Origin of the sequence: Microbacterium sp. (assembly GCF_036566905.1) — a bacterium.
Classification (GTDB): domain Bacteria; phylum Actinomycetota; class Actinomycetes; order Actinomycetales; family Microbacteriaceae; genus Microbacterium.
On record NZ_DATCVK010000178.1, the window covers coordinates 43,814 to 56,976 of the forward strand.

The following is a 13,163-nucleotide window of genomic DNA, read 5'->3' on the forward strand; positions in this document are numbered from 1 at the left end:
AGCATAGAGGAGCACGTCATGCCATCACCCGTTGACCGCGAGAAGGCCCTGGAATCGGCCCTCGCCCAGATCGACCGGCAGTTCGGGAAGGGTTCGGTGATGCGCCTCGGCAGCGACGAGCGCGCTCCTGTCGAGGTCGTGCCCACCGGCTCGATCGCCCTCGATGTCGCCCTCGGCATCGGCGGACTCCCGCGTGGCCGCATCATCGAGATCTACGGCCCGGAGTCGTCGGGTAAGACGACGCTCACCCTGCACGCGATCGCAAATGCGCAGCGCGCCGGCGGCATCGCGGCGTTCATCGACGCCGAGCACGCCCTCGACCCCGACTACGCGCAGAAGCTCGGCGTCGACATCGACGCGCTGCTCGTGTCGCAGCCCGACACCGGTGAGCAGGCGCTCGAGATCGCCGACATGCTGGTGCGTTCCGGCGCCATCGACCTCATCGTGATCGACTCGGTCGCGGCGCTCGTGCCCAAGGCCGAGATCGAGGGCGAGATGGGCGACTCGCACGTGGGTCTGCAGGCGCGCCTCATGTCGCAGGCGCTCCGCAAGCTCACTGGTGGTCTCAACCAGACCAACACCACGATGATCTTCATCAACCAGCTGCGCGAGAAGATCGGCGTGTTCTTCGGCTCGCCCGAGACCACCGCGGGCGGCAAGGCGCTGAAGTTCTACGCATCGGTGCGTCTCGATATCCGTCGCATCGAGACCCTGAAGGACGGCACAGAGGCGGTCGGAAACCGCACACGCGTCAAGGTGGTCAAGAACAAGATGGCGCCGCCGTTCAAGCAGGCCGAGTTCGACATCCTGTACGGCGTCGGCATCTCGCGCGAGGGCAGCCTCATCGACTTCGGTGTGGAGCACGGCATCGTCAAGAAGTCGGGCGCCTGGTACACCTACGAGGGCGAGCAGCTCGGTCAGGGCAAGGAGAACGCGCGCAACTTCCTCATCAAGAACGAAGACGTCGCGGCCGAGATCGAGTCGAAGATCAAGACGAAGCTCGGCATCGGTGTCCCCAAGGGTGCCGTCGAGGGCTCGGTCGAGGACGAGCTCGCAGCGCGCCGCCCGGCCTGATGGTCCGATTCGTCGACAGCGGGGACGAGTCCGACGTCCGGACCGACGACGGACTCGCCCCCGTGACCCCGCTCTTCGGCGGCGGGGGAGCACGTGCGTTCCCGACGACCGCGGCTGAGGTGCAGCAGGCACTCGAGCGTCGCCTTCACACCACCGTCGACGACTCGCCCTTCCCCGGGCCGGCAGCTGCGACGGGGAGCGATCCGATTTCGCAGGACGACCAGAAGCGATCCGAGCTCTGGAATGCGCCGCCGCCGCCGCCGTCGGACGACGTGCCGCCCATCGACCTGGCCGCGGAGCGTGCGGACAGGACACGCTCGCGTGGAAGCAGCAGGTCCCGTGAGGCGGTGGATGGCGACGCCGACCCGGCGGCGACTGCCGAGCGTGGCCTCGTGAAGAAGCTTCGCGGGAGGCAGCTGTCGGTGTCCGAGGCGAAGACGTACCTCGGCCAATACGATCTCGACGGCGAAGCCGTGGGTGCGATCCTCGACGCCTTCGTCGACCGCGGCTACCTCGACGACGCACGCCTGGCCGAGCAGGTCGTGCATGCCGGAGTCGACCGCAAGGGACAGGGACGCCAGGTCATCGCTCAGAGCCTCGCCAAACGAGGCGTGCCGCGCGACGTGGCGGACGCGGCGCTCGCGGAGCTCCCTGATGACGACGCCGAGCGCGCGCTCGAGTTCGCGCGGACGAAAGCCGGCTCGCTGCGCGGGCTCGAACGCGATGTCGCACTGCGTCGTCTGGCGGGCCAGCTCGCACGGCGCGGGTACGGCGGCTCCCTGGCGTTGAACGCCGCGCGTACGGCTCTGGAAGAGGCGACGCGTCCCTCCGGCCGCGTGAGGTTCGAAGAGAGCTGAGCCCGCCCAGTCACCTGCCCGGCGCTGCCACCGCTCGCTGATGCGGATGGCGTGGCATCCGTCCACAGACTCCGTGCCTGCGCACGGCTCGTAGAATGGCGGAATCATGTCTTCGCCTTCCGCTTCCCCGACTCTCATCGCGCCGTCCCCGGCCGCGAACGATGTCGATGGCCGTGCCCGCACCTACGAGGTGCGCACCTTCGGCTGCCAGATGAACGTGCACGACTCCGAGCGCCTCTCCGGTTCGCTCGAGAGCGCCGGCTACGTCCGCGCAGAGGCCGGCGAAGACGCCGACGTCGTCGTCATCAACACGTGCGCCGTGCGCGACAATGCCGCGGGCAAGCTCTACGGCACGCTCGGCCACCTCAAGTCGCGCAAGGACAAGCACGACGGCATGCAGATCGCCGTCGGCGGATGCCTGGCCCAGATGGACAAGGACGTCGTCCAGCAGAAGGCGCCGTGGGTCGATGTCGTCTTCGGCACGCACAACATGGGGTCGCTCCCGAGCCTGCTCGAGCGGGCGCGCCACAACGGCGAGGCCGAGCTCGAGATCCTCGAGTCGCTCGAGATCTTCCCGTCGACCCTGCCCACCAAGCGCGACAGCATCTACAGCGGGTGGGTGTCGATCTCGGTGGGCTGCAACAACACCTGCACGTTCTGCATCGTGCCCAGCCTGCGCGGCAAGGAGAAGGACCGTCGCCCCGGCGACATCCTGAACGAGATCCGCCTTCTCGTCGACGACGGTGCCATGGAGGTCACCCTCCTGGGCCAGAACGTCAACTCGTACGGCGTCGAGTTCGGCGACCGCCAGGCGTTCGGCAAGCTGCTGCGCGCCGCGGGTGAGATCGATGGTCTCGAGCGCATCCGGTTCACGAGTCCGCACCCGGCGGCCTTCACCGACGACGTCATCGACGCGATGGCCGAGACCGCCGCCGTCATGCCGCAGCTGCACATGCCGCTGCAGTCCGGCAGCGACCGCATCCTCAAGGCGATGCGCCGGTCGTATCGCAGCGAGCGGTTCCTCGGCATCCTCGACCGTGTGCGCGCCAAGATGCCGGACGCGGCGATCTCGACCGACATCATCGTCGGCTTCCCCGGCGAGACCGATGAGGACTTCGAAGACACGATGCGGGTGGTCGAACAGGCGCGGTTCGCGAGCGCGTTCACGTTCCAGTACTCGATCCGCGAAGGCACGCCGGCGGCCACGATGCCGGATCAGGTGCCGAAGGAGGTCGTGCAGGAGCGCTACGAGCGGCTGATCGCCCTGCAGGAGCGCATCTCGCTCGAAGAGAACCAGAAGCAGCTCGGTCGCGAGGTGCAGGTGCTGGTCTCGATGGGCGAGGGCAAAAAGGATGCCGAGACGCACCGGCTCACCGGTCGCGCCGAAGACAACCGCCTCGTGCACTTCGAGGTGCCCGCGGGCTCCGACATCCCGCGCCCCGGCGACGTCGTCTCGGTCGTCGTCACGCACGCCGCGCCGTTCCACCTGCTCGCCGACGCACCGGACGGAACCCCGCTGCGCATCCGCCGCACCCGCTCCGGCGACGCGTGGGACCGTTCGCAGGCCGAATCCTGCGCCGTGCCGACGCCGGCAGGGGAGTCTGGCGCTCCGCGCGCAGTGTCTCTCGGACTGCCGACGCTCCGCATCGGCGTCTGACCCGACCGTGAGCAACGGCCCCTCCGCAGACCACGCTGCGGCCTCGCAGCCGCGTCTGTGGGCGGTGGTCGGCGCGACGGGGACCGGCAAGACCGCGCTGTCGCTCGATCTCGCCGAGGCCCTCGCCGCGCGCGACCGAGCGGCGGAGGTCGTCAACGCCGATGCAATGCAGCTCTACCGCGGCATGGACATCGGCACGGCCAAGCTCCCCGAGGCCGAGCGACGCGGCATCCCGCACCACCTCTTCGACGTGCTCGACGTCACCGACGATGCGGCCGTCGCCTGGTACCAGGATGCTGCGCGCACCGCGATCCGCGAGATCCATCGCCGTGGCGCCGATGCGATCCTCGTCGGCGGCTCGGGGCTGTACGTGTCGAGCGTTCTCTTCGATTTCCGCTTCCCGCCCCGCGACGAGCAGCTGCGCGCGCGTCTGGAGCAGGAGCTGGACGATCAAGGCCCCGGTGCCCTCTACGCCCGCCTGCGCGCGATCGACCCTGCCACGGCGGCCAGGGTCGATCCCCGCAACGGGCGCCGCATCGTGCGCGCGCTCGAAGTGCTCGAGCTCGGGGAGCGCACGCACGGTGCGGCCCTGCCTGAAGAGCCGGTGCTGTGGCACGCGGCGACTCGTATCGTCGGCGTCGCGGTGCCCCGCGACGAGCTGGTCGCCCGCCTCGACGCCCGCGTCGAGGCGATGTGGCGCGGCGGGATCCTCGATGAGGTCCGGGCGCTGCGTGACAGGGGACTCGAGCGCGGTGTCACCGCGCGCCGCGCGATCGGCTACGCGCAGGCGCTCGCACAGCTGACGGGCGACATGACCGAAGCCGACGCGATCGCCGAGACCCAGGCCCTGACCCGCCGGTACGCCCGCCGGCAGGTCTCATGGTTCCGCCGCTTCGACGCGCTGCGCTGGGTGGAATCCGGAGCGGATGCCGCTGTCCTGGCAGACTCGTCGGCATGAGCATCGCGATCCGGCCCTTCGAACTGGCCGACACCGAGGCTGTGGTGTCGCTGTGGCAGGCCACGGGCCTCACCCGGCCATGGAACAACCCCTACCAGGACATCAACCGCAAGCTCTCGGTCCAGCCGGAGCTGTTCCTCGTCGCCGTCGGCGCCGGCGCGATCGTCGGGTCCGTCATGGCGGGCTACGACGGGCACCGCGGGTGGCTGTACTACCTCGCGAGCGATCCCGCCCGTCGAGGCGAGGGCATCGGACGCCGCCTCGTCGAGGTCGCCGAGGAGCGGCTGCTGGAGCTCGGCTGCCCCAAGGTGCAGCTGATGGTCCGGCCCGAGAACAACTCGGCGCACGGCTTCTACGGCGCGCTCGGCTACGAGACGTTCGAGACCTGGGCCACCGGAAAGCGTCTCATCGCCGACTGAGAGGCGGGGCGAGCGCCGGGGTGCCGTCGCGCGGCCCGTGCTCGGCGGGCTCGGTGTCGATGCGGCCCCCCTGGTAGTACCTGCGCATCCCCAGGCGCAGCCGATGCCTGAGCGCATCGGCCTCGCCTTCGATCGGGTCGAGAGCTCCTCCCGTCGTCTCGTCCGGCATCCCGAGGCGAGCCCGCTCGGTCTCATCGAGCGGCTGGTGGATCTCGACGTACTCGCCGCCCGGAAGGCGGACGATCCGCCCGGTCTCGTAGCCGTGCCGGAGCAGGTCTGCGTCTCTCCGCTGCAGGCCGAAGCAGATGCGGCGCGCGATCGTGAACGCCACGAACGGCCCCACGACGAGTGCCACCTGCAGCGTGATGATCACGTGCTCGATGCTCACCGAGAATGCGGTGGCGATGATGTCGGCACCGCCCGCCGCCCACAGGACCCCCACGAACACGAGTCCGGCGACGCCGAGGCCGGTGCGCGTCGGCGCGAGGCGCGGCCGATCGAGGAGATGCTGGTCCCGACGGTCGCCCGTGACCCACTCCTCGAGGAACGGGTATACGGCGACGATCGCGAAGAAAAGGCCGACGACGGCGAGAGGTGCCAGGATCGCCATCGTCCACGTGCGGCCGAGCCACACGATCTCCCAGCCCGGCGGCACCAGGCGCAAGGCGCCGTCGAGGAACCCGGTGTACCAGTCCGGCTGGCTTCCCGCACCGGCGTTGCCGGGGTCGGCGGGGCCGTAGAGCCAGATCGGGCTCACCGTGACGGTCGCCGAGATCAGCAGCAGCAGTCCGATCACGACGAGGAACAGCCCGCCCGCCCGGGTGGCCGCTGTCGGGACGAGAGCCACCCCCACCACGTTCTCGGACGTACGGCCGCGACCGGGGAACTGCAGCGGGCCGTGCCGCCACGCCGCGGCGGCGCGCAGTGCGACGAGCACGAGGAGCGCCCCGGGGAAGACCACGATGTGGAGTGGATACAGGTTCTCGATGATCCCACCCGGAAACGGCCCACCGAAGAGCGCGGACGCGAACCAGGTGCCGATGACCGGGATGCCGAGGAGGATGCCCTCGACGATGCGCAGCCCTGTGCCTGAGAGCATGTCGTCGGGCAGCGCGTAGCCGCTCCATCCGCTCGCCAGGGCGGCGATCAGGGCCAGGAGCAGCAGCACCCACATGGCACGGCGTGGCCGTCGGAAGGCGCCGGTGAAGTAGGTCGTCACCAGCTGCACGGTGATCGCCGCGGGCAGGATCAGCGCTGACCAGTGATGCGCCTGTCGCAGGATCACGCCGCCGGGAACGTCGAACGTGATCTGCATCGTGGAGGCGAACGCCTTCGACACCGTGGCGCCATGGAGCGGGGCGTACGACCCGGCGTACACCGTGCTCTCGCTCGACGGCGTGTACAAGAACATGAGCAGGACGCCCGTCACCGTCACGACGACGAGGGATGCCACGGTGACGACGCCGAACAGGCTGGTCCAGTGGGTGGGCGCGCGGCGACGTCGGAGGTCCGCCCAGGCGTCGTCGATGCGGTGGCCGAACACGGTGATGCTCCCGAGGCGCTGGGCGACGCGGTCCGTCACCGATCGGCGGCGCCCGTCCTCGCCGCGAGCCCGGTCGGTCTCGATCGCGATGCCGCGCATGCTGTCTCCTCCTGATGGTCCTACCCACAAGACACCGCGGTGCGCCGTGATGTGACAGCGACAGCGACAGCGACAGCGACAGCAGCCGCCGCCGCGGAGGAGCGAGCGCCGGCGACCGTAGACTGTGACGATGCCGCAGACGATCGCGTTCACCAAGGGCCACGGCACCGGCAACGACTTCGTGATCGTCCCCGACCCCGACGGCGCGCTGGATCTCACCGACGACCAGGTCGCCGTGCTGTGCGACCGGCGCTTCGGCATCGGCGGCGACGGCATCCTGCGGGTGGTCCGGGCGAGCGCGATCGCCGAGGGAGCCGACGCGGCCGCCTCCGGAGCCGAATGGTTCATGGACTATCGCAACGCCGACGGCTCGAAGGCCGAGATGTGCGGCAACGGCATCCGGGTGTTCGTGCGCTACCTCGCGGATGTCGGCTGGGCCGATGTCGACGCGGCACCCCTCGCCATCGGCACCAGGGCCGGCGTCAAGACCGTCACCCGCAGCGATCGCGGCTTCGAGGTCGACCTCGGCCGGTTCGCGGTCGACGAGTCGGGCGTGCTGGTCCGCACTCGCGGCGGAGGTGCGCCGCGTCCCGGCATCGGGATCGACGTCGGCAACCCGCATGTGGTCGTGGCGCTCCCCGACGACGCGGAGCTGGAGGGCCTCGACCTCGCGGCGCAGCCGCAGCTGCATCCGGAGCCCGCGCACGGCGCGAACGTCGAGTTCGTCGTGCCCAGCGACCCGCTCGTGCGCGACGGCGTCGGGGCGATCCGCATGCGCGTGTTCGAGCGCGGAGTCGGCGAGACGCTGAGCTGCGGCACGGGCGTCGCGGCGGCGGCGCTGGCAGTGCGCCACTGGGCGGGTCCGGCCGCGCCCGACCACTGGGTCGTGGACGTTCCCGGCGGCACTCTGGGCGTGCGGATGCCGGAGCTCGACGGCGAGCGGCACGTCCTGCTGTCGGGACCGGCGACCCTGGTCTACACCGGCGACGTCACGCTGGCGTAGCGGCCCTCAGAGCTCGGGCAGCACGATCGGCTCGCTCTGGGGCGAGCCATGGCGCCGCACCTTGAGCACCCGGAATCCGCGCGCCGTCGCGGCGCGGTACACACTGAAGCGACGATCGAGCGTGGACGCGAGCCATCGCTGCAGCGAGTCCGACCCGAGATTGCGCTGGACAACCAGCCAGGCGTCCGCGCGCTCGTCGAGACGGGGGATCCACCGCTCCAGCAGACCGTGCAGTTCGTTCTTGCCGACGCGGATGGGTGGATTCGAGCGGATGGTGCGGAACACGACGTCGTCGGGAACATCGTCGGGCAGTGCGGCGTTGACGTTCGTGAGCCCGAGATCCGCCGCATTGCGGCGCACGAGGTCCAGAGCTCGTTCGTTCACGTCGACGGCCCACACGGTCGCGTGCGGGGCGTCGAGTGCGAGGCTGAGCGCGATCGGTCCCCACCCGCAGCCGAGGTCGAGGAAGTTCCCTCCAGCCGGTGGCGGGGGAGTGTTCGACAGCAGCACCGCGGTTCCCGAGTCCACATGGTCGGGGCTGAAGACACCCCCGGCAGTGGTGACCTCGAGATCGCGTCCGGCAAGCGAGACGCGGATGCGGCGCAGATTCTCGGGGCTGGCGGGCGTCGCACTGAAATAGTGGTCGCTCCCCATGGCTGACGAGCCTAGCGGAGGTGCTCGCTGGGAGGGGAGCGTAGAATTCACGGATGCCGCGAACCGGCCGATGAACGTCGGAAAAGGCATCCCGAAAGGAACACATGACGGATACGACGACACCCCAAAGCACGGACGAGACACCGGTCGACCCGGTGGATCGCGTGCTGGCGCGCGCCGAAGCGCGCTCGGGGGTGCACGTCTTCGGAGCCGCCCAGGCGCTCCAGGACGAGACCACGATCGGGCGCGCAGACACCGACGGCGAGCAGTGGGACCGCGAGGAGCGTGCCGCGCTGCGCCGCGTTCCGGGGCTGTCCACCGAGCTCGAGGACGTCACCGAGGTCGAGTACCGCCAGCTGCGACTCGAGAACGTCGTGCTGGTCGGCGTGCACGCGCAGGGCGAGACGGAGGATGCCGAGAACTCGCTGCGCGAGCTGTCGGCGCTCGCCGAGACCGCCGGCGCCGTCGTGCTCGACGGCGTGCTGCAGCGGCGCCCGCACCCGGACCCCGCGACCTACGTGGGACGCGGCAAGGCGGAGGAGCTGCGCGACATCGTGGCCGCCGTCGGCGCGGACACCGTGATCGCCGACACCGAACTCGCACCGAGCCAGCGGCGCGCGCTCGAGGACGTGGTGAAGGTCAAAGTGATCGATCGCACCACGGTGATCCTCGACATCTTCAGCCAGCACGCCAAGAGCCGCGAGGGCAAGGCTCAGGTCGAGCTCGCACAGCTCGAGTATCTGCTTCCTCGCCTGCGCGGCTGGGGTGACTCGATGAGCCGTCAGGCCGGTGGCCAGGTGGGCGCGGGCGGCGCGGGCATGGGCTCGCGCGGACCCGGTGAGACGAAGATCGAGCTCGACCGTCGTCGCATCCGGACGCGCATGGCCATGCTGCGCCGGCAGATCCGCGAGTTCGCCCCGGCGCGCGACGCGAAGCGCGCCGAGCGCAAGCGGAACACGATCCCCTCGGTCGCGATCGCCGGCTATACGAACGCCGGCAAGTCGTCGCTGCTGAACCGACTGACGAGTGCGGGAGTGCTGGTCGAGAACGCCCTGTTCGCGACGCTGGACGCCACCGTCCGGCGCAGCGAGACGAGTGACGGCCGCGTCTATACGCTCACCGACACCGTCGGGTTCGTGCGCAACCTGCCGCACCAGCTGGTGGAGGCGTTCCGCTCGACCCTCGAGGAGGTCGGCGACGCCGACGTCATCGTGCACGTGGTCGACGGGTCGCACCCGGATCCCGCCGCGCAGCTCGCGACGGTACGCGACGTGATCGGCGACGTCGGGGCGCGAGACATCCCCGAGCTGATCGTGTTCAACAAGGCCGATCTCGTCGACGGCGACACCCGCCTGCTGCTGCGCGGTCTCGAGCCGAAGGCGATCTTCGCGTCGTCGCGCACCGGCGAGGGCATCGACGAGCTGCGGACCGCGATCGAGGAGGCCCTGCCGCTTCCCGCGGTCGAGGTGCGCGCGCTCGTGCCGTACGACCGCGGCGACCTGGTGTCGGCCATCCACGAGCAGGGCATGATCCTGTCGCAGGAGCACGAGGAGGGCGGTACGGCCGTCCACGCCCGCGTCGGCGAGCATCTCGCCGCGCGTCTCGCGCCGTTCGAGGTCTGACGCGCGTCGTCCCGCTCCTGCCGTGCGCAGGAGCGGGACGACACACGCGTGTTCAGGCGAGATCGAGCCGCGGCACGTCGGGCGTCTCGAAGCCGAGCACCTGGCCGAGGAACGACAGCTCGGCCTCCAGGGTGCGCACCAGCGTGTCGGCGCTGCGGAACCCGTGCCCTTCGCCCTCGAAGGCCAGGTAGGCGTGCGGGACGCCGTTCGCGGCAAGGGCATCGCGCACGGTCTCCGACTGCGAGGGCGGGACGACCCGGTCCTCGAGCCCCTGCTCGATCAGCAGCGGCGTCCGCATCCGGTCGAGGTGCGTCAGCGGCGACCGCTCGACGTAGAGCTTCTCGGCCTGGGGGAGCGGGCCGACCATACCGTCGAGATAGCGCGCCTCGAAATCGTGGGTGTCTTCGGCGAGGCGGCGCAGGTCTGCGACGCCGTAGCGGCTGATGCCGGCGGCGAAGGCGTCCGAGTTCGCGAGCGCGCACAGCACCGTCCACCCGCCGGCGGAGCCTCCTGCGATCGCGAGACGACTCCCGTCGGCATCCCCCGACGCGGCGAGGCCGCGCGCAGCAGCGACCACGTCGTCGACGTCGACGACGCCCCACTGTCCGAGCAGGCGCTCCCGGTAGGCGCGTCCGTAGCCGCTCGAGCCGCCGTAGTTGACGTCGAGCACGCCGATGCCGCGGCTCGTCAGGTAGGCGATCTTGCCGGATGCCGCGCCGCCGACGTGGTCGGTCGGCCCGCCGTGGACGAAGACCACATACGGCGGCTTCTCGTCGTCCGGCCCGACGACGCCCGGGTTGGTCGGCGGGTAGTCGAACGCGTGCACGGGTCCATGCGGTCCGGGCTCGGTGACGGCGCGGGGCTGCGGCATCCATTCCTCGCCCCAGGGTGAGGCGCCCCCGATGATCAGCCGTCCCGCTCCGGGGCCGTCGACGTCCAGTTCCCAGAGCCCGGCACCGCCGGAGCCGGCGCCGGACACGAGAACACGTCCGCCGCGGGTGTCCTCGATCGAGAGTCGCGTGACGGCGTCGAGCGGCAGCACGCGCTCCGTTCCGTGGGCGTCGATCAGCACGAGCGCGTCGGCCCCGTCCGTCCGCACCGCGATGACGCGGCCGTCGGCCAGGGCCGCGAACCAGCGGGTGCCGAGCACCCACAGCGGGCCGCCGGTGTCGGCGTCCGCCGGCGCGACCTGCTCGTGGTGAAGGTCGGCCGTGAGCCGAAGGCGCCACAGGTTCCACCTGCCGGTCGGATCGTCGGCGTAGAGCAGGTCGTCGTCGCCGATCCACACCGGCTGCAGCGGCGAGTGCGCCTCGCCGGGGGATGCCTCGCCGCCCGCCACGGTCGTCCACTCCACGACCTCGCCGCCGTCGAGTCGCCCGACGCGCAGCTCGGCGCGGTCCCAGGCCATGTTCGGGTGGTTCCAGGCGATCCACGCCAGATGCGTGCCGTCGGGCGACAGCGCGGGATGGGCGACGAAGTCGCTGCCGCGGGCGAGCGACGCGAGACGTGCAGGGTGCCGCACCGCGGAGCCGTCGACGGGGACGCCGACGATGTCGCGCACCGGGGCGGCACCCGCCGTGTGGTCCTCGCGCACGGCCAGCAGCCGACCGTGTTGCAGCGTCAATCCGCCGTACCGGACGTCGCCGGCATCGGGGGTGAGCGGGCCCGGCTCCTCGCCGGGGGCGAGTCGCCAGATGCGCTGGTCGGCCTTCTCCACGAAGTACAGCACGCCGTCGTCGTCGGCGGTCCACGATCCGCCGCCGTACTCGTGCACGCGCGAACGCGCGCTCCACGGCGCCGGGAGCACGTCGACGACGGCTCCGGATGCCGACCGCCGGCGCACGGCGGAACGGCCGCCCTCCCCGGCGACGGACTCGCCCCACCAGACCTCGGGCTGCCCGCTGGGGTCGCCGACGAAGCGGGCGCCCTCGAGACGGGGAGATGCGGCCGACACCTCCGCTGCGGCGATCGGAGAGGGCCAGCTGCCGTACGGGAGAACGTCGGGTGTCGTCACGCAGACCACGGTACGACCAACGATGCGCATCGCGCGATCGAAACAGAAGGTCACAGGAGGCCGGGCGCGGGACTGCTCCGCTACCGTGGACGCATCGACGCCCGGTCGTCCGTGAGGACGCCCCCCGAACCTGGGGGTTCCGGGTAGGAGCGACAGCCGAGCCCGGCACCCGCCCGCGATGACACCCCTTCCGCCGTACGGCGGAGGCGAGGTGCCGCGGCCGCCCGGGTCTTCCCGTTCGGCTGAGCCCGAGTCCGATCCCTGAGAAGCAGGCCCATGTCCATCGACCTGAGCACTCCTCCCGTGCCGATCTCGTTCGAGGTGTACCCGCCCCGATCCGATGCCGGCGTCGCCGCCCTCCACGAGACCATCCGCCATCTGGCGTCCGTCGACCCCCGGTTCATCTCGGTGACCTACGGCGCGGGCGGCTCCACCGGCGGCCGCTCCCTCGAGCTGCTGACCCACATCCTCCGCGAGACGCATGTCGAGCCCCTGGCGCATCTGACGTGCGTGGGAAACACCTACGCGGGCGCCAACACGCTGATCCGGGAATTCCTGGATGCCGGCATCACGAGCTTCCTCGCCCTGCGCGGCGACCCGCCGGCCGGCGCAACCGAGGACGACGCCTTCCTGGGCGACCTCGCAAGCGCCGCCGAGCTCGTGCAGCTGATCGACCGGGTGCAGGCCGAGCGCGAGCCGTACACCGAGGCGCTGATCCCGGGGGTGCCCGGAGCCGTGCGCGTCGAGAAGCGGGCCCGGGTCGACATCGCCGTCGCGGCGTTTCCGAACGGCCACCCCCGCTCTCGACACGCGTTCGAGGACATCGATGCGCTCCTCGCCAAGCAGGCGGCAGGCGCCACGCTCGCGATCACCCAGCTGTTCTTCCACGCCGACGACTACCTCGCGTTCGTGGCGCGTTCCCGCGAGGCCGGCGTCACGATCCCGATCCTCCCCGGCATCATGCCGATCACCTCGGGCTCCCGGCTGCGTCGCGTGCTCGAACTCACCGGAGAGGCGCTCCCCGCCGACCTGGCGATCGCGCTCGACGTCGAGCCCACCGTCGAAGGGCAGCGCGACATCGGCATCGCGCACGCCGCCCGTTTGGCCAGCGAGGTCGTCGACGGCGGCGCGCCCGGCATCCACCTGTACGCCTTCAACAACCACGACACGGTCCTCGCGGTGCTCCGCGAGGCCGGCGTGCTCGCCTCGGCGACGCGAATGCCCGACGCCGTCCACTGACCCGGACGCCGCGATCCGTCGGAT

11 protein-coding genes are annotated in these 13,163 nt (G+C 70.9%); 8 read left to right on the forward strand and 3 right to left on the reverse strand.

Annotated elements, in window-relative coordinates; translation table 11 throughout:
- The first annotated feature begins 18 nt into the window (after positions 1 to 18).
- The 5 genes from recA to VIP82_RS14620 all read left to right on the forward strand — a co-directional run bounded on the left by recA (position 19) and on the right by VIP82_RS14620 (position 4,965).
- A complete protein-coding gene (recA, locus tag VIP82_RS14600; protein ID WP_308869792.1) occupies positions 19 to 1,074 on the forward strand; it encodes a recombinase RecA in 1,056 nt (351 codons plus the stop codon).
- On the forward strand, positions 1,074 to 1,931 hold the full coding sequence (locus tag VIP82_RS14605) for a regulatory protein RecX (protein WP_331909846.1): 858 nt from the start codon (positions 1,074 to 1,076) through the stop codon (positions 1,929 to 1,931). The genes recA and VIP82_RS14605 overlap by 1 nt, the downstream gene beginning before the upstream one ends.
- Before the next feature lie 106 nt (positions 1,932 to 2,037).
- Positions 2,038 to 3,588: a tRNA (N6-isopentenyl adenosine(37)-C2)-methylthiotransferase MiaB gene (miaB, locus tag VIP82_RS14610; RefSeq protein WP_331909848.1), complete on the forward strand. Its 1,551-nt coding sequence runs from the start codon at positions 2,038 to 2,040 to the stop codon at positions 3,586 to 3,588.
- Between the two features lie 7 nt (positions 3,589 to 3,595).
- Positions 3,596 to 4,546 carry a tRNA (adenosine(37)-N6)-dimethylallyltransferase MiaA gene (gene miaA, locus VIP82_RS14615; protein ID WP_331909850.1) on the forward strand — a complete coding sequence of 317 codons (951 nt, stop codon included), beginning with the start codon at positions 3,596 to 3,598 and terminating at the stop codon, positions 4,544 to 4,546.
- Positions 4,543 to 4,965 carry a GNAT family acetyltransferase gene (locus VIP82_RS14620; protein WP_331909852.1) on the forward strand — a complete coding sequence of 141 codons (423 nt, stop codon included), beginning with the start codon at positions 4,543 to 4,545 and terminating at the stop codon, positions 4,963 to 4,965. Before miaA ends, VIP82_RS14620 begins: the two co-directional genes overlap by 4 nt.
- Here the strand turns inward: VIP82_RS14620 and qcrB are convergent.
- Positions 4,952 to 6,607: a cytochrome bc1 complex cytochrome b subunit gene (qcrB, locus tag VIP82_RS14625; protein ID WP_331909854.1), complete on the reverse strand. Its 1,656-nt coding sequence runs from the start codon at positions 6,605 to 6,607 to the stop codon at positions 4,952 to 4,954. The two genes, VIP82_RS14620 and qcrB, sit on opposite strands and share 14 nt — an antisense overlap.
- Before the next feature lie 130 nt (positions 6,608 to 6,737).
- On the opposite strand from qcrB, the gene dapF reads away from it, so the two are divergent.
- Complete coding sequence (gene dapF / locus VIP82_RS14630) at positions 6,738 to 7,610, forward strand: diaminopimelate epimerase (protein ID WP_331909856.1); 873 nt, start codon at positions 6,738 to 6,740, stop codon at positions 7,608 to 7,610.
- 6 nt (positions 7,611 to 7,616) lie between these two features.
- Here the strand turns inward: dapF and VIP82_RS14635 are convergent, their stop codons facing one another.
- Positions 7,617 to 8,264: a class I SAM-dependent methyltransferase gene (locus VIP82_RS14635; RefSeq protein WP_331909858.1), complete on the reverse strand. Its 648-nt coding sequence runs from the start codon at positions 8,262 to 8,264 to the stop codon at positions 7,617 to 7,619.
- A gap of 104 nt (positions 8,265 to 8,368) precedes the next feature.
- Between VIP82_RS14635 and hflX the strand changes: the two genes are divergently transcribed.
- Positions 8,369 to 9,886, forward strand: coding sequence for a GTPase HflX (gene hflX / locus VIP82_RS14640; RefSeq protein ID WP_331909860.1), 1,518 nt, complete (start codon positions 8,369 to 8,371; stop codon positions 9,884 to 9,886).
- Between the two features lie 52 nt (positions 9,887 to 9,938).
- Here hflX and VIP82_RS14645 read toward each other — a convergent pair whose 3' ends face one another.
- Positions 9,939 to 11,930, reverse strand: a complete 1,992-nt coding sequence (locus VIP82_RS14645; RefSeq protein ID WP_331909862.1) for a S9 family peptidase — start codon at positions 11,928 to 11,930, stop codon at positions 9,939 to 9,941.
- 246 nt (positions 11,931 to 12,176) lie between these two features.
- Here VIP82_RS14645 and VIP82_RS14650 point away from each other — a divergent pair, with 246 nt between their 5' ends.
- Positions 12,177 to 13,139, forward strand: a complete 963-nt coding sequence (locus VIP82_RS14650) for a methylenetetrahydrofolate reductase (protein ID WP_331909864.1) — start codon at positions 12,177 to 12,179, stop codon at positions 13,137 to 13,139.
- Positions 13,140 to 13,163 lie beyond the last annotated feature (24 nt).